Annotated in this window: 23 protein-coding genes; 11 read left to right on the top strand and 12 right to left on the bottom strand. The window is 69.8% G+C overall.

The features are described 5' to 3' along the window. Nucleotides 1-93 precede the first annotated feature (93 nt). Both CHC09_RS14685 and CHC09_RS45120 read right to left on the bottom strand, forming a co-directional pair. Nucleotides 94-924 (bottom strand): SMP-30/gluconolactonase/LRE family protein, encoded by an 831-nt coding sequence (locus CHC09_RS14685; RefSeq protein WP_203833122.1) that lies wholly within the window; start codon nt 922-924, stop codon nt 94-96. Nucleotides 925-1,042: 118 nt separating this feature from the next. Next, on the bottom strand, nt 1,043-1,513 hold the full coding sequence (locus CHC09_RS45120; RefSeq protein WP_179277093.1) for a hypothetical protein: 471 nt from the start codon (nt 1,511-1,513) through the stop codon (nt 1,043-1,045). 104 nt (nt 1,514-1,617) lie between these two features. Between CHC09_RS45120 and CHC09_RS45115 the strand changes: the two genes are divergently transcribed. Together CHC09_RS45115 and CHC09_RS14680 are read left to right on the top strand one after the other, a co-directional pair. Further along, complete coding sequence (locus CHC09_RS45115; RefSeq protein WP_143232329.1) at nt 1,618-1,854, top strand: hypothetical protein; 237 nt, start codon at nt 1,618-1,620, stop codon at nt 1,852-1,854. Between the two features lie 236 nt (nt 1,855-2,090). Then, nucleotides 2,091-3,890 carry a right-handed parallel beta-helix repeat-containing protein gene (locus tag CHC09_RS14680; protein ID WP_179277092.1) on the top strand — a complete coding sequence of 600 codons (1,800 nt, stop codon included), beginning with the start codon at nt 2,091-2,093 and terminating at the stop codon, nt 3,888-3,890. Nucleotides 3,891-3,936: 46 nt separating this feature from the next. Here the strand turns inward: CHC09_RS14680 and CHC09_RS14675 are convergent, their stop codons facing one another. Then, nucleotides 3,937-4,689, bottom strand: coding sequence for a hypothetical protein (locus CHC09_RS14675; protein WP_089293609.1), 753 nt, complete (start codon nt 4,687-4,689; stop codon nt 3,937-3,939). Between the two features lie 25 nt (nt 4,690-4,714). Beyond that, on the bottom strand, nt 4,715-5,452 hold the full coding sequence (locus CHC09_RS14670; RefSeq protein ID WP_089293608.1) for a hypothetical protein: 738 nt from the start codon (nt 5,450-5,452) through the stop codon (nt 4,715-4,717). Between the two features lie 110 nt (nt 5,453-5,562). Here CHC09_RS14670 and CHC09_RS14665 point away from each other — a divergent pair, with 110 nt between their 5' ends. The 3 genes from CHC09_RS14665 to CHC09_RS14655 all read left to right on the top strand — a co-directional run bounded on the left by CHC09_RS14665 (nt 5,563) and on the right by CHC09_RS14655 (nt 8,329). Further along, a complete protein-coding gene (locus tag CHC09_RS14665) occupies nt 5,563-6,360 on the top strand; it encodes an SDR family oxidoreductase (RefSeq protein ID WP_089293607.1) in 798 nt (265 codons plus the stop codon). A gap of 9 nt (nt 6,361-6,369) precedes the next feature. Next, nucleotides 6,370-7,389 carry a 5'-3' exonuclease gene (locus CHC09_RS14660; RefSeq protein WP_239138283.1) on the top strand — a complete coding sequence of 340 codons (1,020 nt, stop codon included), beginning with the start codon at nt 6,370-6,372 and terminating at the stop codon, nt 7,387-7,389. Between the two features lie 106 nt (nt 7,390-7,495). Further along, a complete protein-coding gene (locus tag CHC09_RS14655; protein ID WP_089293606.1) occupies nt 7,496-8,329 on the top strand; it encodes an alpha/beta fold hydrolase in 834 nt (277 codons plus the stop codon). A 28-nt stretch (nt 8,330-8,357) separates the two neighbouring features. Here CHC09_RS14655 and CHC09_RS14650 read toward each other — a convergent pair whose 3' ends face one another. Next, complete coding sequence (locus CHC09_RS14650; RefSeq protein WP_089293605.1) at nt 8,358-9,317, bottom strand: ArsR/SmtB family transcription factor; 960 nt, start codon at nt 9,315-9,317, stop codon at nt 8,358-8,360. 56 nt (nt 9,318-9,373) lie between these two features. Between CHC09_RS14650 and CHC09_RS14645 the strand changes: the two genes are divergently transcribed. The 3 genes from CHC09_RS14645 (at nt 9,374) to CHC09_RS14635 (ending at nt 11,919) form a co-directional block, all read left to right on the top strand. After that, nucleotides 9,374-10,576, top strand: a complete 1,203-nt coding sequence (locus CHC09_RS14645; protein ID WP_239138284.1) for an MFS transporter — start codon at nt 9,374-9,376, stop codon at nt 10,574-10,576. A gap of 134 nt (nt 10,577-10,710) precedes the next feature. After that, nucleotides 10,711-11,319 (top strand): PH domain-containing protein, encoded by a 609-nt coding sequence (locus CHC09_RS46260; protein WP_089293604.1) that lies wholly within the window; start codon nt 10,711-10,713, stop codon nt 11,317-11,319. A gap of 84 nt (nt 11,320-11,403) precedes the next feature. Further along, entirely contained in the window at nt 11,404-11,919 is a 516-nt protein-coding gene (locus CHC09_RS14635) for a GNAT family N-acetyltransferase (protein WP_203833123.1), read from the top strand. 14 nt (nt 11,920-11,933) lie between these two features. Here the strand turns inward: CHC09_RS14635 and CHC09_RS45105 are convergent, their stop codons facing one another. Next, a complete protein-coding gene (locus CHC09_RS45105) occupies nt 11,934-13,961 on the bottom strand; it encodes a glycerophosphodiester phosphodiesterase family protein (protein WP_143232328.1) in 2,028 nt (675 codons plus the stop codon). A gap of 478 nt (nt 13,962-14,439) precedes the next feature. Here CHC09_RS45105 and CHC09_RS14625 point away from each other — a divergent pair, with 478 nt between their 5' ends. Then, nucleotides 14,440-14,814: a VOC family protein gene (locus CHC09_RS14625; protein WP_239138285.1), complete on the top strand. Its 375-nt coding sequence runs from the start codon at nt 14,440-14,442 to the stop codon at nt 14,812-14,814. 47 nt (nt 14,815-14,861) lie between these two features. Here CHC09_RS14625 and CHC09_RS14620 read toward each other — a convergent pair whose 3' ends face one another. Together CHC09_RS14620 and CHC09_RS14615 are read right to left on the bottom strand one after the other, a co-directional pair. Continuing rightward, a complete protein-coding gene (locus CHC09_RS14620) occupies nt 14,862-15,809 on the bottom strand; it encodes a phosphodiesterase (protein WP_239138286.1) in 948 nt (315 codons plus the stop codon). Further along, nucleotides 15,797-17,137: an MFS transporter gene (locus tag CHC09_RS14615; protein ID WP_203833124.1), complete on the bottom strand. Its 1,341-nt coding sequence runs from the start codon at nt 17,135-17,137 to the stop codon at nt 15,797-15,799. Before CHC09_RS14615 ends, CHC09_RS14620 begins: the two co-directional genes overlap by 13 nt. A 184-nt stretch (nt 17,138-17,321) precedes the next feature. On the opposite strand from CHC09_RS14615, the gene CHC09_RS14610 reads away from it, so the two are divergent. Next, entirely contained in the window at nt 17,322-18,182 is an 861-nt protein-coding gene (locus tag CHC09_RS14610) for a hypothetical protein (RefSeq protein ID WP_143232327.1), read from the top strand. Here the strand turns inward: CHC09_RS14610 and CHC09_RS14605 are convergent. The 3 genes from CHC09_RS14605 to tsaA are packed head-to-tail and all read right to left on the bottom strand — an operon-like array spanning nt 18,157 to nt 20,020. Next, the gene (locus tag CHC09_RS14605; RefSeq protein ID WP_089293601.1) at nt 18,157-19,089 is read right to left on the bottom strand and encodes a MerR family transcriptional regulator; all 933 of its coding nucleotides are present in this window, start codon (nt 19,087-19,089) and stop codon (nt 18,157-18,159) included. The genes CHC09_RS14610 and CHC09_RS14605 overlap by 26 nt on opposite strands. 44 nt (nt 19,090-19,133) lie before the next feature. Next, nucleotides 19,134-19,568, bottom strand: coding sequence for a PPOX class F420-dependent oxidoreductase (locus tag CHC09_RS14600; RefSeq protein WP_089293600.1), 435 nt, complete (start codon nt 19,566-19,568; stop codon nt 19,134-19,136). A 41-nt stretch (nt 19,569-19,609) separates the two neighbouring features. Beyond that, nucleotides 19,610-20,020 carry a tRNA (N6-threonylcarbamoyladenosine(37)-N6)-methyltransferase TrmO gene (gene tsaA / locus CHC09_RS14595; protein ID WP_089293599.1) on the bottom strand — a complete coding sequence of 137 codons (411 nt, stop codon included), beginning with the start codon at nt 20,018-20,020 and terminating at the stop codon, nt 19,610-19,612. Nucleotides 20,021-20,155: 135 nt separating this feature from the next. Here tsaA and CHC09_RS14590 point away from each other — a divergent pair, with 135 nt between their 5' ends. Continuing rightward, nucleotides 20,156-20,704, top strand: a complete 549-nt coding sequence (locus CHC09_RS14590; RefSeq protein WP_089293598.1) for a hypothetical protein — start codon at nt 20,156-20,158, stop codon at nt 20,702-20,704. A 326-nt stretch (nt 20,705-21,030) separates the two neighbouring features. Here the strand turns inward: CHC09_RS14590 and CHC09_RS14585 are convergent, their stop codons facing one another. Then, nucleotides 21,031-22,548, bottom strand: coding sequence for a DUF6345 domain-containing protein (locus tag CHC09_RS14585; RefSeq protein WP_089293597.1), 1,518 nt, complete (start codon nt 22,546-22,548; stop codon nt 21,031-21,033). Nucleotides 22,549-22,655 lie beyond the last annotated feature (107 nt).

The raw sequence follows: 22,655 nt of genomic DNA, 5'->3' as shown, positions 1-22,655 counted from the left end.
CCGGTCGGCCAGACCTACCACCGCCGCACCCACTGACCAGGGCGGGCCCGGTAGTCCGGACCTACCACCGCCGGACCCTCTGGTCGGCGATCATCACGGATGGCCGGCGCCGGGCGCGGGCGCCGGGACGGACCAGACCCGGCCGGTGCGCTCTCCCCCGCCGCCCCACTGCTGACCGACGACGAACAGGCGGGGGCTCTCGCCGCGGCTCAGCACGCACGCGAAGGCGCCCCGGTCGAACCCGGCCGTGGCGAGCACCTCGCCGCCCTCGCGAACGCGCAGACAGCGCTGGTTGCCGACGTCAGCGAGCCAGACCGCGCCTTCGGCGTCGACGCAGATCCCATCCGGGTGATCACCAGGCGTCGCGGCCCACTCGCGGCGATCCCGCAGCAGACCTTCCGGATCGATCCGGTACGCCGTGAGCCGCTCCGCGTAGGACTCTGCCACGATCAGTGTGCGCCCGTCCGGAGTGATCGCCATCCCGTTGGGAAACGCCAGGTCCGCCGCCACCTGAACGACCCCGCCGTCCGGGGTGACCAGCGCGATCAGCCCCGGCGCGTACTCTCCGCCGGGAAAGTCGAAGCCGATGCTGTTGACGTAGGCGTTCCCCCGGTCGTCGACGACGATGTCGTTCCAGGGTTTGCGGGAGATGCCGCCCAGATCGGCGTGCGTGACCAGCGACCCGTCCGACTCCCGCCGAAGCAGACGCTGACGGGCGGAGTCGACGATGAGCAGCCGCCCGTCCGGCAGGAAGTCGATGCACATCGGAAAGGACGGCACACTCGCCATCACTTCCGGTCTGCCGTCCTCGTCGAGGGCGATCACCTGATTCGCACCCCAGTCCGAGAACCACAACCGCCCGTCATGCCACCGCGGCGACTCCCCGAACACCACACCGTCCAGCAGAATCTCCGGCTCGATCACCGGGCGCCCCTTTCCGACCGCTTCGGCGTACGCAACCCGGCTGCAGCCGGGTTGCGTAGGTGTCAGGTGTTCACAAGTGGCATTCATCGTGGTCAGCGCTACCACCAAATTGAATCATTCACATGAGCGGGCCGGACCCGTACGGTGGCAATTCTGTCGATGACGTAGGCGTGGAGACGGGTGCCGTCGAATCACCGCATTTATCCGGGTTGGTCGGGCGCTCGTCAACATTGCCCTCGGCGTCGGTTGTCGGCTCGTTGCATTCCCCGGAGGCCTTCCTCAGGGTCTTGTTGACCTGCTGGTTCAGGTTTCGCCATGAGCCGGAGATCTGCCCGCCGGCACGCTTGCCGGCATCGGAGATCTGCCCGCCAGCACGCTTGCCGGCATCGGAAAACTGCCCGCCCGCACGCTTGCCGCTGTCGGAGATCTGCCCGCCCAGGTCACCGGCCGGGCCGGGAATCCCACAGCAACCCACTGGTCGGTAGCTGTCCGCAGGGCCGGCTGTTGCGGCCGCTACGGGGCCGGCCACCGCTGCCCCGCCGACCATCAGGCCTAAACCCGCGGCCAGTAAGCCAGTTGTCCGTTTCATGCCTCTTCCCTCCTCAATCGTGGCCATCTTGGCCGATCTCAGCCGACCACAAGCGGGAGGTGCTCATACCAGTTTCAGGACGAGACGGTGCGGCAAATCCAGACGTGCGTCGTGCCCGGGTCGCCGCGGCCGATCAACGGCACCGAGAGTCGTCGAGAGTCACGGCGGAGAGTGCCGCCGCAATCCGCGTCTCGGCGATGGCCCTGGCCCGGTTCGCCCACGAAGCCGGCAACCATGAGCTGGCCGGGTGCCTGACCAGGCTGGCCGCCGCGACCTGCCTGCTGCGGGCCCGCCGCGACGATCCCGACCGGCTGGAGACGCTGTATCTCACCTGCGACTGACGATCCGCAGCGCAAGGCCTGCAACAAACCTGCAAGTCAGAATTGTTGACTCTTCTCTCTCGACGGTGAGAGATTCGGTCACGGCAAACGTTTGTTCCCCGAAAACCGTCGACTTCCCATCCCCAAGCGTTGAAGCAACGGCGCAGGTCAGAGCCGCGCCGCGAAGCTGATTGCCGCGAAAAGCGCAACGCGTGGAATTGCTCGGCGGATCTCTTTCCGACAGGGAGAAGAATCGCATGGCACCATCCGTACGCCCTCGGCGCCTGCGCCGGCTGGCCGGAGCGGGCGCACTCGCCGCGCTGGTCACCGCGGGGCTCGCCGTGACCGTGGCGACCGCCGAGGCCGCGACGCTGTTCAGCGCCGACTTCGAGTCCGGATCGAGCGGCTGGTCGAAATCGGGCGGCACCTGGTCGGTCGTCACCGACGGTACGCAGGTGTTCCAGCAGTCCGACACGAGCAGTGAGCGGGCCCGCGAGTTCGGCGGCACCAGCACCTGGACGAATTACGCGGTGCAGGCGCGGGTCAAGGCGACCGCGTTCGGCTCCACCAGCGGGGTGGTCGCGCTGACCGCCCGGGCCAGCAGCGCCACCAAGATGTACCGGTTGTCGCTGACCGGCGCCAACAAGGTTCAGCTGGAGGCGATGAACGGCAGCGCGGTCACGGTCCTGGCGAGCCTGAGCCAGACCATCTCGACCAGCACGTTCTACACACTGAAGCTGACCGTGAGCGGCACCACGATCAGCGGCTCGGTCAACGGGACGAGCGTGGGTAGCGCGACCGACCCGTCGATCTCGTCCGGGCGGATCGGGCTGCTCACCGAGTACGCGGCCGGGCGCTTCGACGACGTCGTCGTGGACGACGGCGGGACCACGACGCCGACCAGTTCGCCGACGAGTTCACCGTCCTCGGCCTCCCCCTCGCCTTCCGCGTCCACGTCGACGCCGCCGACCACGGGCGCCGTCTACGTGGCACCGGGCGGCACCGACAGCGCCGCCGGCACCCAGTCCGCACCGACGACGCTGACCTCGGCGATCACCCGGATCGCGGCGGGCGGGACGATCTACATGCGCGGCGGGACCTACAGCTACTCATCGACGGTGACCATCGCGGCCGGGAACAACGGGTCGTCGGGTGCGCTCAAGACGCTCTCGGCGTACCCCGGCGAAGTCCCGGTCCTGAACTTCTCCGCGCAGAGCGAGGACTCGGCCAACCGCGGGCTCGCGCTGAACGGCAACTACTGGCGCCTCTACGGCCTGGTGGTCGAGCGGGCCGGCGACAACGGGATCTTCGTCGGCGGCAGCAACAACACCATCGAACGGACGGTGACCAGGTTCAACCGCGACAGCGGGCTGCAGATCTCCCGGATCGCGTCGGACACGCCCAGTTCGCAGTGGCCGGCGAACAACCTGGTCCTCAGCTCCGAGTCGCACGACAACGCGGACTCCGACGGCGAGGACGCGGACGGTTTCGCGGCGAAGCTGACCGTCGGCACCGGCAACGTCTTCCGCTACACGGTGTCGCACAACAACATCGACGACGGCTGGGACCTGTACACCAAGACCGACACCGGTGCGATCGGGCCGGTGACGATCGAGGACTCGCTCTCGTACAACAACGGCACGCTCACCGACGGCTCACAGGCCGGCGCCGGTGACCGCAACGGCTACAAGCTGGGCGGCGAGGACATCGCGGTGAACCACGTCGTGCGGCGCAGCATCGCCTACAAGAACGGCAAGCACGGGTTCACCTACAACAGCAACCCGGGCTCGCTGAGCATCTCGAACAACCTGAGCGTCGACAACGGCGAACGCAACTTCAACTTCGACGCCGGTACGTCGGTGTTCCGCAACAACACGTCCTGCCGCTTCAGCAGCGGCACCAACGACCGGATCATCGGCGACTCGGACAGTTCCAACCAGTTCTGGTCGGGCACCAACGGGTCCCGCTGCGCGAACTACAGCGGAGCGCTCGCCTGGTCGTTCAGCTCCAGCGGCGTGCTGGTGGTGACGATCGGCGGCAAGACCGTATCGCTCTGACCGGTCCGGCCGGGCCGGTGCGAATCCTCGCACCGGCCCCGGGCCGTCAGGCCTTCTTGTTGTTCGTCGGGGCTTCCATGACCTGGCTCGGCGCGGGCGCCTTGATCTCCGGGAACTCCTTGTCGAAGTCGGAGAAGACCATCCGGCTGCCGCCGATGTCGCCGACCTTCAGCAGGTACGGCTGGCCGGTGGTGGCCACGTAGAGCGACGCCCCCGAGTCCTCATCGGTCAGGATGATCACCGGGGTGCCGTTGAACTCGGTCAGCGCGCCCTTGGTCAGGCTCGAGCTGGCGGCCTCTTCGTCCAGCATCTTGTCGATGTCGACCGCGTCGAACCACTCGGTCGCGGGATTCGCCTTGCCCTTCGGCGACTTGATCCAGCGGCCCTTCATCTGCGCGGCCATCTTCTTGCCCAGTTCCGGCCCGAGCATCGAGGTCCAGAACTTCTTGTCCATCCGGCCGTACTCGACGCCATCGACCACGAGCAGTTCGATCTTGGCGCCGCCCATGGTCATGGTTCCGGTCTTGTCCTTGCCGGCGACCGTCATGTCGAACTCGATGGTGGCGCCCTCCGAGGTCACATTGCCGGAGACGCGGTACGTCTTCGCGGCCTTGACCTGGGTGGACGCCCGGTTCAGGATCTCCGCCGCCCCGAGGGCCGGGATCCCGTTGCCGATCGGCGCGGCCGACACCGAGGCGGACGGCGCGGCGTCCACCCGATCCTTCTTGGCGGGCTGGCATCCGGCGAGCAGCAGACCCGCCACGGCCACAGCGGCGGCAGCGGATTTATTGATCTTCACGTGTGTTTCCGTCCCCGTACTGAAGTCAGGATTTCCTGGTCTTGCCCGGCATTTCGATGATCTGTTTCGCGGCCGGCGCCTTGATCTCCGGGAAGTCCGCGCCGAACTCGGCGAAGAGCGCCCGTCCGCCGCCCACGATCTTCAGCGGGAGTGGCTCGCCGGTGGTGGCGATGTGCAGTTCGTCGTAGTCGCCGCCGGCGTCGACCAGGGTGATCACCGAGCGCTGGTTGCTCAGCTTGACCTCACCCTTGGTGAGCTTGCCGGCCGGCTTGAGGATCTTCCCGACGTCGAAGGCGGACGCCATCTCCTTGAACGACGCCTTGTCCGGCTTGATCCACGAGGTGCTCAGCCTGGGGGCGAGCTTCTTCGCCGCTTCCGCGCCGAGGCCCCCGGCGAGCATGTCCTCGTCCATCCGGACGTATCCCTGGCCGTCGACCAGAAGGACCTCCAGCTTCATGCCGCCGAACTCGGCCGAGCCGAGCATGTTCGCACCGGACTGCTTGAGGTCGATCCAGTAGTCCGCGTCGTCGTCGTGAACGTTTCCGGACAGGTGGAACGACTTCGCGTCGACGAGCGCCGTCTGCGCCCGCTCCAGGATCTGCGTCGCGGAGAGCGCGGCGACACCGTTGTCGGCCGGTGACGGCGAGACCGAGGCCGAGGCCCGCTGCGTCGGACCGGCCTCGGAACTGGTGGACTCGCACCCGGTGGCGAGCAGCATCGAACCGGCGGCCACCAGCACGGTGGCCGATCTGCGGACGTTCATATGTGGTGGTTCCCCCGTAAGCCCAAGTCGATCGAGGCGACTGTAGTGCCATCAGCGATCTCGGCGCGCGCCCATTTCGGCAACCTTTCGGCAACGGTTAGGGTGCTGCGGTGAAACGCACCGCTCTGGTCACCGGCGCCTCGTCGGGCATCGGCCTCGCCACCGCCACCGCGCTGGTCGCGCGTGGCTACCGCGTCCTCGGCACCAGCCGGAACCCGGCATCCGTAACGGAACCGGTGGAGGGCGTCGAATACGTCGCGCTCGATCTCACCTCGGACGATTCGATCGCCTCGATCGGCGCGATGCTCAAAGACGTCGACATCCTGGTCAACAACGCCGGGGAGAGCCAATCCGGGCCGTTCGAGGAGCTACCGGTCGACGCGCTGCGACGGCTGTTCGAGGTCAACGTGCTGGGGCCGGTGCGGCTCGCGCAGCTGGCGCTGCCCGGGATGCGCGAGCGCGGCTACGGCCGGGTCGTCATGGTCGGTTCGATGCTGGCGTCGTTCCCGCTCGCGTACCGGTCGTCGTACGTCGCCTCGAAGGCCGCGATCAAGGGCTTCGCGAACGGTGCGCGGCACGAGTACTCGCCGTTCGGCGTCTGGCTGACCACCGTCGAGCCCGGGTCGATCAACACCGGGATCAGCGAGCGGCGCACCAGGTACATCGCCGACGACTCGCCGCACCGGGCCGACTTCGACCGGATGCTGGCCGCGCTCGACCGCAACGAGAAGGCCGGGATCACAGCGGACCGGGTGGCGGCGACCATCATCAAGGCGATCGAGGCGGACCGGCCCAAGCAGCGGTACGCCGTGGGCAGCAACGCCCCGCTCGTCTTCGCGCTGCGACGGCTGGTCCCGGCACGGGCCGTAGAGAAGCTCACTCACCGTAAGCACGATCTGAGCCGCTAGACTCGTCGGGTGTCGCAGACAGGTGGGTTGCTGCTGGTCCTGGACGGCAACAGTCTACTGCACCGGGCGTACCACGCCAGCGACGGCTCACCGGAGCCCTCCCCCGCGCTGCGCGGGCTGATCGGTTTCCTGGCGCGTGCCGCGGCACAGCTGCGGCCCGACGCGGTGCTGGTCGGCTTCGACTGCCCGCACGAGTCGGCCCGGCGCGCCGACCATCCCGGGTACAAGGCGCACCGCCCGGAGAAGCCGGCCGAGCTCACCCGGCAGCTGACGATCGCACCGGAGCTGCTGCGCGCGGCCGGGGTGGGCACGGTGGTGCCCCGGTCGTACGAGGCGGATGACGTCCTGGCCAGCAGTGCCGCCGCGGCCCGGGCGAGCGGCTGGCGCTCGGTGCTGATGACCAGCGACCGGGACGCGTTCGCCCTGATCGACGACGCGACGTCGGTGCTGCGCATCCGCAACGGCGGCTTCGACCGGTCGGTCCTGGTCGACCAGGAGGCGCTGCCCGCGCTGTACGGCGTACACCCCTGGCAGTACATGGACTTCGCCGCCCTGCGCGGCGACCCCTCGGACAACCTGCCCGGGGTCCGCCGCTTCGGGGCGCGCACCGCGGCCCGGCTGCTGGCCGCGTTCGGCTCGGTCGACGCGGCCTGGCAGGCGGACCACTCCGCCGTTCGGGAGGCGGTCGGTGACCTCGCCGCCACGAGTTTCCGCGAACCGGTGTCCCGCGAGATCGTCGAGCGCAACCGCCGGCTGATGCGCATGCGCCGTGACCTTCCGGTCCCGGCCCCCGAAACCGCCCGCCTTCCACTGGACTACCTGGTGATCCGCCGCGCCCTGCGCGAGCACGGCATCAATCTCGGCCCGTCCCTGTGGGCCCTGACCGGCGGCGACGCCCCGGTCGAGGCGCTGCTCGAGGCGCCACCGGAGCCACTCCCGGCTTGGGCGAACACCCTGAAGCCACGGGTCCTGCACGGTTCGATGTCCGGGCGCCGCGACCCCACCCCGGGCCAGACCGCCCTCTTCTGAACCGCCGGACCGGAAGGTCAGGCGGGAGCCTCGCCCTCCGACTGTGACGACGGTTGCCCGTGCCGTGTAGACATGGCTGCGTCAAGTGCCGAACGGGGGTTCGCCCATGCGCAGCGTCGTCCTCACCGCCGGCGCCGTCGAATACGAGGACAGCGGCGGCGACGGCCCGGTCCTGGTCTTCCTCACCGGCATCTTCGTCGGGGCGACCCTGTGGCGGCACATTGTCGCCGACCTCGGCGCCGACCACCGCTGCATCGTCCTGGAGGTGCCGCTCGGCGCGCACCGCCTGCCGATGAACGCGGACGCCGACCTCAGCTCACCCGGCCTGGCCCGGTTGGTCGCCGATTTCCTCGACGCGCTCGACCTGCGGGAGGTCACCCTGGTCGGCTGCGACTGGGGCGGCGCGCAGCTGGTGGCCGCCCACGGCCTCGGCACCCGGCTGGCCCGGCTGGTGCTGCTGCCGCAGGAGTCGTTCGAGAACTTCCCGCCGGGGCTGCCCGGCCGCACCCTCTACCGGTCCTCCAGGATTCCCGGCGCGACGTTCCTGGCGTTGCAGACGCTGCGGATCCGCGGGCTGCGCCGCTCCCCGATCAATTTCGGCCTGATGTCGAAGCGACCGGTGCCGGACGACGTTATGGACGCCTGGCTGCGACCGTCCCTCACCTCCGGGCCGATCCGGCGAGACCTGCTCCGATATCTGCGTACGACCAGGGCCGGTGAATATGTCGAAGCCGCCTCCCGGCTGTCCGGCTTCGATCGGCCGGCCCTGGTGCTGTGGGCTCCGGAGTCCACGATGATGCGGCCGGAGAACGGTGCCCGGCTTGCCGAGGCGCTTCCCCAGGGGCGCCTGGTCGAGGTGCCGGACAGCTACACGCTGATGCCCGAGGACCAGCCGGAACTCTGCGCCGCCCAGATCCGCGAGTTCGTCGCGACAACCTGAATCGACGGCAGCGGGCCACCGGTCGGCGCTATCCGGCGTCCTCGACGAGGCGGTCGGCGAGGTCGGTGCGGCGGTAGAGAACCGACCGGCCGGACCGGGCGCTGACCAGCAGACCCGCCGCCCGCAAGGCCCGCAGATGCTGGTTGACCGCGGTGGGCGTGACCCCGAGCCGAGCGGCCAGTTCGGTCGAGGACCCCGGGGTCGCGAGCTGGATCAGCAACCCCGCCCGGTGCGCGCCGATCAGCCCCGCCAGCGCCCCGGGCGCGCGCAGCGGTTGCCGTTCCCACAGTGTCCCGAGGCCCCGCGCCAGATAGATGATCATCGGCGGTTCGCTCGGCCGGATCGGGGCCGAGGCGCTGCTGGTCCACATCGACGGGACCAGGGTCAGGGCGCCGTCCGCCGGGCGGGTGTAGTGCACATGGGAGCGTACGAAGACCTCGACCGTGTCGCCGGTGAGCCGGACCCGGCCGGCCAGCCCGGCGAACATGCTGGCCAGGCCGTTCTGAGCGATCTCCCGGCCGCGATAGGTGACGTCGCCCTCCAGCAGTGCCCGCATCCGCGACCAGTGCGGGGCGAAGCACAGCTCCCAATATCCGGTCAGCGCGTCCAGGACGCGGTCGAGGACCGCGGCACCACGCAGCGGCGCCGGCAGTCGTCCGGGTCCGTGCAGCAGCCGCAGATCACGATCGACGACCCCTTTCGCGGTACGGCGTACGACCGCCAGCTCGTCCTCCAGCGGAGTCAGCGGTGACCAGGGCCGCGGCGTGAGGAAGTCGGGCGTCCACAGATCGTCGTTGACCAGCTCGAACAGCAGGTCCGCGGCGAGCCGGTCGCGCAGTCGCCCCAGCTCCCGGATCCACGGCAGGTGCAGCGGATAGCGCCCCGGATCCCGCCACGCGTGCAGCGAGAGCACCAGCTCGTTGAGCGGCGAGATCGCGAAACGCACCCCGCCCAGGTCCCGCCCGGCCAACTGATAGCGCACGACCATGAAGCAGAACGCTACATCAATCGTGGCGACCTCCCGCCACCTGACAGAACTGGCGGGTGACTCTCACTGCCGCACGGCTGACCGGGAACGGCCCGGTCGAGCGGGCCCTGACCCTGTCCATCGCCGCCGCTTCCCTGGCCAAAGGCGTCCTGTTCGGCGTCAGCGCACTCTTCTTCACCCTGGTCATCGGCCTGTCCCCGGGCACCGTCGGCGCCGGGCTGACCATCGCGGGCGCGGGCGGCATGGCGGCCGCGTTCGGGGCTGGTCACCTCGCCGACAGGGTCGGCGCCCGGCGCGTGCTGGTGGTGTCCACGATCCTCCAGGGTGCGGCGCTCGCGGCGTACTGTTCGGCGTCCTCCGCACCAGCCTTCACCCTGATCGCCTGCGCCGCGGTCGGCGCGCAGGGTGCGCAGCGCACCGCCCAGGCGACACTGCTCGCGCTGCACTTCACCGGCCCGGACCGCCTCGCCGTCCGGGCCCGCCTCCGGGTGGTCACCAACGTCGCCGTCGGCCTGGGCTCAGCGGCCGCGACGGGCGCCCTGGCCGTCGGCACCCCCGCGGCCTACGTGACCGCGATGCTCACGGCATCGGCATTGGTCCTGGCCTCGACCATCCCGCTGCGCGGGCTGCCCGCCCCCGCCGAACCCGGCACAAGGCCCAGCGATCCGGCACGGCCGTCCCGTTCCCCGATGCGGGATCTGCGGTACGTCGGAATCGCCGCTCTCTACGGGGTCCTGACCATCCAGTTCGGCGTGCTCACGGTCGGGATGCCGCTGTGGGTCACGCTGCACACCCGGGCTCCGGCCACGACGGTGGCGCTGCTGCTGGTACTGAACACAGTCCTGGTCGCGGTCTTCCAGGTCCCCGCGGCCCGCCTGGTCACGGACGTGCGCGCGGCCGGCCGTACCGTGGCAAGGTCTTCGATCCTGTTGGCTTCGGCCTGCCTTCTCTATGCCGCCGCGGGTCCCCTGACGGCCCTGGCCGCCGTCGGTGTGCTGGTCCTCGCGCTGCTCGCGGCGAGCGCCGCCGAAGTCCTCTCCGAAGCCGGGGCCTGGTCGCTCGCCTTCGAACTGGCCGACGCCCGGAACGCGGGCGCCTACCAGGGGATCAGCCAGACCGGTTTCGCCGCCGGCACCATGCTCGCCCCGGCGGTCGTCACCGGGACCGCCATCGCCCATGGCACTACCGGCTGGCTCCTGCTCGCCACCATGTTCCTGGCCGCCGGCGCCGGCACCCACCGGCTCGCCACCCTGCGCTGATCCGGACCGTTCCTCGACCGGAGACACCGTGACCGATCAAGACACTGCCGTTCCCCGATCGTTTCAAGCCGGATATCGTGCCTTACCCGTTGGCAACGCGCCTGCCCGCTCACGTTCTGGCACAGAGGAACCTCATGACCGGCATGACCGAAATGAACCCCACGAGCACCACCATCCTGTGGACCGGGGCTTCTCAAGATCTCACGTCGCTTGCCACGGGCGGGCGCCTGCAAACCGGCTCGTACACGGTGACCGAGGACGCGATCCGCTTCGCCTCCGGCCTCATCTCCACACGCGAGGAGTCGATTCCGCTCTGGATGGTCATGGACGCCGATCTCACCCAGCACATTTCCCAGCGGGTGCGCGGGGTCGGAGACCTGACCCTCCGCCTCGATCCCCGGTACGCCGGCCGGTTCGGGCAGGCCCTGCTCATCCTCCGCTCGATCGAGAACCCCTCGGCGGTACGCGACCTGATCCTCCGGCAGGCGAACGCCGTGCGTCAGTTCTGGGCTCAGCGCAGTTATGAGCGCGACATCGAACTGCGCCGCGCCGGCGCGGTCTCGACCAACATCGTCGTCCCGACGGTGACCGCCGCGCCCGCCGCGCCCGCCGCGCCCGCGCTGGAACCTGCTCCGGCCTCGGGCGACCTGATGGCACAGCTGGTGAAGCTCGGCGAGATGAAGACCGCCGGCCTCCTGACGGACGAGGAATTCACCGCCGCGAAAGCGAAGCTCCTCGCGTAGCCGGCCGTCGGTCACCGCGCCCGGCGCGACCGGATCCACCACGTTCAGGACGGGCTGCGCGGGTTCTCTGGCTAAGGTCGGAGAATGGATGGGGCTCAGGCCGATCGTTTGCGGATCGCCGCGACGGTCACGCTGGACGATGTCGACCCGGACCACCCCGACGCCCAGCACTGTCTGCGGTCCTACTTCACCGAGCTGCAGGAGCGCTTCGAGACCGGCTTCGACCCCGCCCGGAGCCTGCTGCCCGACGCGGGCGAGCTCCGGCCGCCGCACGGGCTGTTCCTCGTCGCCCGGCTACGCGGCGAGCCTGTCGGCTGCGCCGGTCTGAAGCTGCCGGTCGACGCCCCCGCCGAGGTCAAGCGCATGTGGGTCGCGCCCCAGACCCGGGGCCTCGGCCTCGGCCGCCGGTTCCTGGCCGAGCTGGAAGCGCGGGCCGCCCGGCGCGGCTTCGACACACTGCGCCTGGACACCAACAAGGCGCTCAGCGCCGCGATCGGGCTGTACGGCTCGTACGGCTTCCAGGAGGTCACCGCGTTCAACGACGAGCCGTACGCCCACCACTGGTTCGAGAAGCGGATCACCGCAGCGCCACCGGAGTGACGGATCGCCGCCGTTCAGCGGAGGCCGTTGCGGATGGCGACCCTGATCAGCAGGTCCGGGTCGTCGGTGATGATGCCGTCGACGCCGAGGTCGATCACATGCTGCAGGACTGCGGCGTCGTTCACGGTGTACGGCACGACCGCGAGCCCGTACCTCTGCCGCAGCGCCGGCACCGCCGGGCCGTGATAGTAGGCCGGGTCCCGGCGCAGGTACCAGTCGGACGAGGTCACGGTCTGCTGGTCGGGGTCGTGGACCTGCCAGTTCGCGGAAACGGTCGTCGCACCGGCGGCGCGGGCCAGCGCGCCCAGGTCGCGATAGCGCCACCAGTCGAGCCCCCCGGTCCACGGGCTCTTGACGCTCGGGTCACCGTAGACGGCTTCCAGCGAGCACTCGTCGGCCAGGCTCGCGCATTCGGCGGGGCCGTACTGCCACACCAGCGCTACGGTCTCGATCCGGTGGTCCAGGGTGCGGGCGTACCGGATGGTGCGCCAGTCGAACGACTGGATGGTGGCCCGGCGGGTGAAGCCGGCGCGCTCGATCGCCCGTACCAGCTTGCGGGTGAAGTCCCGGTACGGCGCGGTGTCGTTCACCAGCGGGCTGATCTTGGTTTCGATGTTCATCCGTACGTCGGTCCGGCCGCTGCTCCCGACCAGTGCGAACACCTCGTCGAGCGTGGGGATCCGGGCGCCGGGAACCGCCACCTGCCGGGGAAACTCCGGCAGCGTCCTCGACCCGCAGTCGATCGTCCTGATCTGCTCCAGCGTCAGGTCGTGCACGAGCTTGCCGACGTACGGGAAAGCGGGATCGCCCACCCGCGCCGGGGCGGTGTCGACGCAGTGCGAGCCGTTGACCGTCCGGTCGTGCAGGACCACCAGGTGCCCGTCGGCGGTGACACCGGTGTCCAGTTCCAGCGTCGAGATGTCCGGGTTCTTCAGCGCCTCGGCGAACGCGGGCAATGTGTTCTCGGGGCGGGTCGCCCGGCCGCCACGGTGCGCCTGGATGTCGAACGGCGACGCGTGCGGTTTCGGCAGCGCGAATCCCCGCCCGGCGAGGACGGTGCGAAGCCGGTCCGGGTAATCGGTGATCAGGCCGTCGACACCGTCGTCGATGAGCTTGTTCATCGTCGGTACGTCGTCGACGGTCCACGGGACGACCTTGATGCCGTACCGGTGGGCGTGGCGGACCAGATCCCGGGTGACGTACGGCCGATAGGCGGGGTCGCTGACCGTGCCGTTCTGCGGAAAGCCGTGCACCGGTGAGAAGGTGGTGGCGCCGAAGCTGCGGATCGCCTTGATCGGGTCGCCACCGAAGTCGTCGATGTCGATACCACCCAGCCACGGCGAGGCTCCCGGCAGGCCCACCTGCAGAGAGTCGTAGTTGGTCAGCGCGACCAGCGGCAGGCGCGGCTGCACCTGCCGCATCCGCATCAGGGCGCCCCAGTCGAAGCTCTGCACGGTGACCTGCGCCGTCATGCCGGCCCTCCGGATCTCGGCGGCCGTGACCTGGACGAACTGCTCACGCGGCGCGGTCTCGGTGGGTGCGCCGGCCTCGACCTTGGTCTCCACGTTGAGCTTCACGTCGTCGGCGTGGTAGCGCTTGACCAGGTCGAACACCTCACGCAGCAACGGCATCCGGGCGCCCGGCACGGCCAGCTGTCCCGGCTTGTCCGCGAGGGCCTTCGAGCCGCAGTCGAGCGTGCGGACCTGCGCCAGCGTCAGCGTGTTCACATACTTGCCGACGTACGGGAATTCGGGGTCGCCGGGCGTGACGGGCACGGTGTCGGTGCACTTGGTGCCGGTGACCCGCCGGTCGTGGGTGACCACCGCCTGACCGTCCTCGGTGATCTGCACGTCGAGTTCGAGCGTGCTGACCCCGAGCCGCAGCGCGTTGCCGAACGACGCGAGCGTGTTCTCCACCCGCAGCCCGAGGCCGCCGCGGTGCGCCTGCAGATCGAACCGGGGCCCGGGCTGGGCAGCGGTCGCGGCGACCGGCGCGGCCAGCGTTCCCGCCACGGTCACGGCCGCCAGCAGCGCGGTTGTCATGCGACGAGGGCTCCCCACGGTCGTTCTCCCCTCAGCGGCGCGGTGGCAGCCGATCTGCCAGCGGTCAGCGTGCGTGCCACAGGCTGCGTGGGAACGAGCACGAAGTGACGTGGTCATGAACCGCTGCCGACATGCGGCAGGGTTTGCCGCAGGCCCTTTTCTGTCGTACCCCTGCCCTAGCATCCCGGCCATGGCGATTCCCGAACGCGTTCCGATCGCGCACGAGGACCACGACGAGGATCACGCGGAACTCGTCCCGGACGACCTGGGCTTCGATCCACCCTGGGACGGTTCCTACGACACCTGAGCCAGTCTCCGCCAGTGCTGCAGGTCATCCCTGGCCCGAGGCAACTGACCACCGGCGCTGAGGCCGACGTTCGCGGACAGGCGTCAGCATGTCGGGCTCGATCTTCTCCGTTCTCGCGCCCAAGATTGCGGAATGAACCGACGCGGACGCTTACACCATCTGGAACTCTGGATGGACGACGCAATCTGCGACGAGGGGCCCTGGCCGTGGCTCCTGCAACGGCTCGGCTACACCGTCGACAGCACGTGGGAGACCGGCCGCGGCTGGATCAACGGCGACGCCTACATCGTGCTGGAATCCGGGACGGACCACGTACGGGGCCGCCACCATCGGCTGCGTAGCGGACTCAACCATCTGGCCCTGTGGGCCGGCACCCGCGATGAACTGGACACGCTGGTAGCCGACGCTGTTCAGCACGGCTGGACCCTGATGTTCGCTGACCGGCACCCACACGCCGGCGGGCCGGACACGTACGCCGCCTACCTCGAGGACGCCGCCGGGTTCGAGGTCGAACTCGTCGCTGAGGGCGCGGATCTCGCAACCTGACGAGGATCCGCTTCGGACGGTCGTGCGCCGTGACAGCCCGGTTGCCGCTACCGGACCACCCGGTAGTGGGTCGTCAGCCGGCGGCGTTCGTCCAGGATGTGCAGGGCCAGCATCGGCGGCAGTTCCTCGTCGACCACCGCGTCGCTCTCGAAGGGCAGGACCAGGGTCGACACCACCCCAGGTGCGACCAGCAGGGGCTTGCCGCCGAAAGTGCTGGCGGCCGGTGTGTGGGCATGCCCGCACAGGACGGCGACCACGTTGTCGTGACTCTCGACCAGTGCAGCGAGCCGCTGCGTCGAGAACTGCCTGATGCTGTCGACGTACGGCACGCCGAGGGCGGCCGGAGGATGGTGGAAGCAGACAAAGGCCGGCATGTCGGCCGCCGCGCTGAGCTCGCCTTCGAGCCAGTCGAGCGTCTCGTCCGTCAGCACGCCGTCGTGACGTCCGGGAATGCTGGAATCGCACATCGCGAACAGCGCCCCGCCCACGCGGTACGCGCGGTTGACCGGCTCATCCGTCGGCGCCTCACCGAGGAGCACCTTGCGGAACGCCTCACGGGCGTCGTGGTTACCGGGACACAACAGGACCGGCCCGGGTAGATCGAGCAGGTCACGAGCTTGCTCATACTCTGCTTCCGCGCCGTGATCGGCGATGTCACCGGTCACGAGAACCACATCGACCGGCGTCCGCAGAGCCGCCAGATAACGCATGACCCGTTGCGTTCGTTCGGCGCTGCGCTCCGCACCATCGATGTGGACATCACTGAGATGCGCGATGACCATCACGATGCAACCGTATCGGCCGTTGTTCGGTCCGCGGACATCCAATCCGTGACCGGTGGCCCCCTGCCCGGATAACCGGAAGCGGACATGCGGCCTGTCCAGCTCGTCGAAAAGTGCCGCTGCCCGGTCGGCGCTGCGGGCGGCCCGGCGCCCGGTGCTGGTCAGTGCCAGGATGAGGATGGCGATGGCGAGCGCGAGAGTCAGCCACGACACGGTGTGCGCGGCGTCGGTGAACGCTGTTCCGCCACGGGCAGGGCCGAGGCCACCATCGTTCCGGAGATCGCGACGCCCAGGGCGGTACCGCTCTGGCGGGCGGCCGAGGGCAGCGAGGTGGCCAGCGCGGCCATCGAGCGGGGCATCCCAGCCAGAGCGATGGTGGTGATCGGTGCGAGGACGGTTCCGAGGAAGATCCCGAACAGCGAATAGGTCGCGAGTACGGCCGGCAGCGGGGTGTCCGGTCCCAGCAAGATTGACGTGCCGCTGCCCGTGGCCAGTGTGGCCCCGGAGATCACCAGTGGCAGCCGGGCGCCACGGGCGGCGACCAGCCGACCCGCGAGTGGAGCGACGATCGCGACCGATATCCCGACCGGGAGCAGGCTCAGGCCGGCCGTCAGCGGGGACATGCCGCGCACTGTCTGCAGGTACTGCGTGGTGACGAACAGGAAGGCTCCGAAACCACACATGCCGAACAGAGAGATCAGGATGGCCGCGCTGAATGGCGTACTGCGGAACAGGCGCAGTTCCAACAGCGGGTCGGCACGGCGCGGTTCGTAGGCGACGATGCCCAGGAAGGCGAGCGTTGCGGCGCCGAGCAGGCCGAGAAGGACCGGGGACGTCCACCCGAGCCTCCGGGACTCGATGATCGCGTAGACGACCCCGGCCAGGACCAGGACCACCAGGATCTGGCCGACCGGGTCGAACCGGCGTGCCCGCACGGCACGGGATTCCGGGACGAACCGGGCGGCGCACACCATCGCGACGGCTACGATCGGCGCGTTGATCCAGAAGATGGAGTGCCAGCCGAGACTGGCGACCAAGGCACCACCGATGATCGGGCCCAACGCCTGCGACAGGCCGGTCATCGAGCTGAACACCCCGATGGCCCGGGCCCGCTCGGCCGGGCCGGGGAAGCTGGTCGCGACGATCGCCGCCGCCACCGGGTTGAGCATGGTACCGCCGACCGCCTGCAGTACCCGCGCCGCGATCAACCAGCCGATGGTCGGGGCCAGGCTGCACAGCAGCGACCCGAACCCGAACGTGGCCAGGCCGAACTGGAACACCCGTCTCCGGCCCCATCGGTCGGCGGCGGATCCCGCCAACACCAGAAAACCGGCCAGCACCAGGACGTACGCATCGACGGTCCACTGCAGACCGGACACCGAGGCGTGCAGATCCCGGCGAATCGAGGGCAACGCGACGTTGACGGCGGCGATGTCCATCACCACAACGACCACGCTGGCGCAGCAGACCGCGAGTACCAGGTACGGGCGGCCTTGACGGACGTCGCTACGGACCGCCTCGGACTCCGGCGAGACCTCCACGGCAAACCACGTTAATGCCGTAACCAGGAACGGTCTCGCCACCGCGGCGTCTCGGGAAGGTGCTCACATGCGCTCCTGAGGTCGATCTTTCGGATCGAATCGCTTGGTGAGCCGGGCGCGTCACCGTCCGTTGCCGCGCACCTATACCGTGCAATGTTCCGCCGAGAATCCATAGGGGAGATGAATGTCGCGCCGTGCTTCCGGAATCGTGCTGTTCGTACTGTGCGTTCCGCTGTTCCTGCTCGGCATCTCCGCCTGGATGGACGCCCATCACGAAGCAGGCGTACGCGCAGGGCAGCTGTCGCAGGCCCGCACCGCGACCGACGCGCAGGAACGCGAGCGGTTCGCCGACTACGCCGAAAGCACGCTGTGGCGCCTGCAAGACGCCCAGTTCAACCGCAACACGCTGTTGGCGGCCGCCGCGGCCGGGCTGATCGGCGGCATCGTCGTGCTGGTCGCCGATCGAAGGCGGCGCGAGACCGAGCCGGCCGCCGACGAGAGCACGGCACCGCCGCCTCCCGCCAAGCCGGCGCTCATCGCCTGCCAGGCATGCCAATGGAAGATCTCGACCGCGGCGACCGCCTGCCCGCACTGCGGACACCCGCACGAACCCACGCCGTCCGCCCCGGAGTCCCCGGCGGCGGCGCCGATCCACAAGGGACAGCGAGCGTTCTATGTGATCCTGATCGCGCTGGGCCTCGGGTCCGCCCTGGTGATCTACACGGTGCTGTTCGACAGCCTGTCCGAGACCGAGCTGGTGCGCATCTCGCCGTACTGGGTCTTCCCGACAGTGTTCGGGTACTACGGTCTGGTGGCGCAGCGCATGGAGGCGCGCCTTCAGGAGAGCCACCTGGACACCGTCTCCGAGCAGCTGCTGAACGTCATCAAGGAGAGCGGCTCGCTCGGGCAGGTGTTCGCGCTCCTGATCCACGCGCCGTTCCTGCTGGTCAAGAGCCGTCAGCCGTGGGTGACCGCGCTCGTGGGCTCGCTGATCTGGGCGATAGCGCTGACGTTGTTCTTCAGCCTGGTGTTCCCCACACTCTGAGACCGGCGTCTCTCCGGAAGCGCCGCGATCGTTTGGTGAGCCAGGACATGACGTCGAGGGCGTGCGAGGCCGGGTCCTGGATCGGGTGGAAGACGTGCTCGACCACGTCGTCGGCGACGATCAGGGTGAGACGGTCATAAAGGGCCAGATCCGCGGAGGTACGGGTGGGCAGGCCGGCCGCGGCGGCCAGGGTCAGCTTCGGGTCGGGGATCAGCGGGTACGGCAACCGCAGCCGGTGGGCGAGTTCGCGCTGGTAGCCGGTCGACTGGGCGGACAGGCCGTACACCCGGGACGCCCCGGCCGCGAGCAGCTCCGCGTGGTGGTCCCGCAGCCAGATCGCCTGGTCGGTGCTGCCCCGCGCGCCGTGCACCTCGAGCAGGCCGCGGGGCAGGTCGACGCCCGGGCGCCCGGTCAGCGGGTAGACGAAGATGACGGTCCGGCCGGGGCCCAGGGCGTCCAGCGCCACCGGCCGCCCGTCGCTGGCGAAGAACCGCAACGCCGGCAGGGTCGAGCCGACCAGGGAGGCCGGCTCGGCGCCGGGAGCCGGAGCGCGGGTGACCACCTGGCGGGCGGCCTCGTCGATGCGGGCGTCGAGGGCGTCCCGCTGGGCGGTCAGCTCGCCGATCCGCTGCTGCAGGCCGGTGACGGTGCCGCGGAACGTCGCGAGGGCCGCGGCGCACACGTCACCGGAGCCGTCGGCGATCGACTCGACGAACGGGCGGGTCTCCTCGACGGCCAGGCCGAGGCCCATCAGCTCGCGGATCTGCGCGACCTGCCGTTCCGCGATCGGGTCGTACTCGCGGTAGCCGTTGCTCAGCCGTCGCGGCACGACCAGGCCGACCGACTCGTAGTACCGCAACGCCCGGACCGTGGTTCCGGTCCGGCGCGCCAATTCACCCACCCGCATGCGGCGACCCTAAACCTGTACCCCAGGGTCCGGGTCAAGCGCGGTCAGCCCGCACTCAGCCGCTGGCCGTAGACGTGGGTGACCTTGAGGGTGAGCAGCACCCTCCGGTCGGCGACCATGACCGAGCGGTACTCGTCCCAGTCCGGGTGCTCCCCCGCCGCCCGGCGGTAGTAGTCGACCAGGGCCTCCACCTCCGGGCCGTGCGGGTCGTCACCCGGGCCGATCAGGGTGGCGTCGCCGTCCGCGGTGGCCCAGGCCCGGCCGTCGGCGCTGGTCACCTCGATGGCGGCGCGCGGGTCGCGGCGCAGGTTGGTGGTCTTGGCGCGGCCCTCGACCATCGACACCAGGATCGTCTCGGTGTCCCGGTCGTAGAACGGCGTGATCGGCGAGAGCTGCGGGCGCCCGTCCTTACGCAGCGTGGCGAGGATCCCGAGGCGGCTCTCCGCGAGCAGCGCCCGCGGATCGAATACGGTCGTCATGTCTGTCGGCAAGTCCCCGCCCCGGGCCGGTATTCCCGCGCTCACCGCTCGGCGTGCGGGCCCAGCACCGGCTTCAGATCGAGGATCGGGGTGCCGTCCAGAGCCTCCAGGTTCGCCACCTCGACGCGGAGCCCGTCCACCGCCCGGACGGTCACGCGGTGCAGGCCGATCGGATTCGGACGATCCGGGGAGCGGGTGCTGAAAACCCCGGTCTCCGGGCGGGCCGCGTCGCCGCGCGGACGGACCCGCTGGACGGTACGGTCGGCCCGGTCCAGCCAGGTGAACAGCAGCAGGTCTGCGCCGGGCCGGACGTCGCTCAGCGCGTCGGCGTAACGGTCGTCGAAGACCAGCCAGGCCGGCGGCGCGTCCTCGTCGCCCTGCCGGGGCGCGGTCACGCGATCGGTCAGCACGGATTCGACCCGGCCGACGGGGGTCAGGGCGAGGTCGCTCATACCGCCGGAGATTACGGTACGCAGACCGGCCGGCCGATCCGTCACCCTTCTGCCGTCGGCTACCTCGACCCGGATAGCGTCCCGAACTGAGGTGCCGGACGGACCGCATCAGGCAAAAATGGAAAGATACCGATCATGCATCGCGGTGACTGGCTGACGGACCAGATCCGAAAGTTCGACCAGTTGCGCGGCCGGCGGATCGAGTCGTGGACGGGCGTCGAGATGGCGCTGCGCGAGGACGTCGGCGGTAGTCCCCGATTCGAGGACGCCACCGTGCCGTTTCTCCAGTTGGCGCCCCTGACAGCCAGGCTCGACGACGGGACGTTCTTCACCGTCGACACCGACCAGGGCGACCGTTCATGGGGCCTGCTGCCGAACCCGGGGGCTCCCGGCACGTCGACGGACCCGGGTGGCATCTTCCGTTTGCGGAGCCTGCCGGAGTTGCCTCTCGGCGAAGTCGATGCCGTCTCGGCGTTCCTCGACGACGACGTCCTGGCCGAGGTGCTCATCCGCATCCAGGGGCGGTCGTTGCTGCTGATGGCGGGCGAAGTGTACGAGCAGTGGGACGGCGGCCTGAGCTTCGTCCGCCACGACGAGTCCGTCCTCGTGTTCACCGACCCTTCAGCAGCCGAATCGATCGACTGGCTCCCCGAACGCCGAAAGCGCGACTTCGGCCAGCGCTGATGCTCGCCGGCCACCGCCCGCTTCTCGTCACCGCCCGGCCGCCGCTTGCGGTTCGCGAGTGGGCGCGCTTGCTTGCCGGGGGGTGTACGACGGGATTGCGGAAACTCACGGCACGGCTGGCACCGATGGTCGTGTCCCGACCCGGGATACAGCCGCCAGGCCCAGCCGAGCCACCTCGGCTGGGCCACAGCGTCGTAACAGCGGCGTCGATATGACCACGGCGACCAGCCGCGACCCCGCGCCAACCCTCGACCACCCGCCACCGTCAACGAGATCCTGGCAAGTTGTGGCAGCGGTTCGCCCGCGTTGAGCGGACGCCGGCGAGGTCAGGAGATGGGCTCCTCGAGGACGTAGCGCTTCGCCAGCCCGGAACCGAAGTCGACCTCGACCTCCCGCCGCGCCACCAGCACCGCGTCGTCCCCGCGCACCGCGTATCCGACCTCGGTCGACTCCGGCACCTCGCGGACCGCGCTCGGTACCCGGCCCCCGGAGGCGGCCCGGCGCAGGCGCCGCTGCAGCGCCTCGCCGAACAGGCCGTCGATTCCGGACTCCGCGGAGACCCGGGCGCGCGGCACCGGGCGCGGCGGCACGGCGGCGGCGTCGCGCAGGTCCGCTACCGGCCGGGTGGAGTCGGCGATCCCGGTCACGTTGCTCTCGTTGTCGACCCGGACCATCAGGCGGCCGCCGTCGGGGGTCACCACCGGAACGCCGTCGATCAGCTGGACGAAGCTGACCGTCCGTTCCCGGATCCGCTCCTCGACCCGCTCGTCGGCGCTGGCGCCGGCGTGCCGGTCGTAGCGGATGTGGTCGAGGGCCAGGTCGGCGTGCTCGGAGAGACGATACTGCTCGATCGCCCGGCGGGCGACCGCGACCGCTTCGTCGTCGGTGAGCTGCGAGTTCGTGTCGGCGGGTGCGGCCAGGGTGACCTCACGGCCGCCGTTCGCGCCGATCACAAGCTGGGATTCGCCGCCGAACCGGTCGGTCCAGGCGCCCGCCAGGTCGCGGGGGCTGGCCGGGCCGAACTTCGCGGAGCGCACCGCGGTCGGGATCTCCAGGCTGCGGGCCCGGAACGTGGCCATGTTGTACCAGCGCCACCACCACCAGGCGGTGCTGGCCCGGCCCCCGTCGAAGAAGCGCTCGTTGAACACCCGGTCGCTGGCCTCGGCCTGGGTCGCGCCGCACGCGGTCACGGCCGGTTCCTGGTTGTGGCTGATCCGCCAGGAGGCGTCCAGGAACGCGGTGCTGAACGACTTGTTCTTGTTCCACTCCTCGAAGAACCACCGGCCGTAGTTGCCGTTGTCGACGCTGACCGTCTCGTACCCGAAGATCATGCGCAGGCCGAGGTTGGCGGTCCCCCAGGTGCGGTTCGGGGTGTGCCCGTTCTTGACCCGCACCGACTCGCAGGTGGACCAGAACACGTACCGGGCGTACTCGTTGCCCAGGCGCATGTCGTTCGAGCTGGTCCAGTGGTCGCCGCCCCAGTCGTTGCCGACCGGGATGGAGAAGACGCCGTTGCTGGCCATCCCGCCGTGCCCGGAGTGGTAGACCACCTTGGCGGCGTCGAAGCCGTAGTCGTCCAGGTAGTTGTCGTACGTCTCCTCGTAGATCCACTGCCCCACGCTGCCGTCCTTGTACCAGCCGTTGGGCGTGTTGAACTGCTTCACGTAGTCGTAGAAGCCCTGCGCGTCGTCGTGCGTCAGGCCGAGGTCACCGACGCCGGGTGGGAAGTCCTCGATCGACGTGAAGAAGTAGATGTCCTGCTGGGTGCCCTTGAGGGCGTCGTCGGCGCCGCCGGCGTTGGGGTCGGTCCCGGACACCAGCCGGGCGTCGAACAGCTCGGTCATGCGAAAGGCTCCTCGCTCGTACAGGTTCAGACACCGGTAGGAGCGAGATCCGGGCCGGAAGATACCGGCCCGGCCGCAAAGAGGCACGATCAGGGCGAGATGCAGCC

Source organism: Actinoplanes regularis, assembly GCF_900188005.1.
In the GTDB taxonomy this organism is placed as follows: Bacteria; Actinomycetota; Actinomycetes; order Mycobacteriales; family Micromonosporaceae; genus Actinoplanes; species Actinoplanes regularis.
This window is presented reverse-complemented; position numbering and strand designations above follow the sequence as displayed.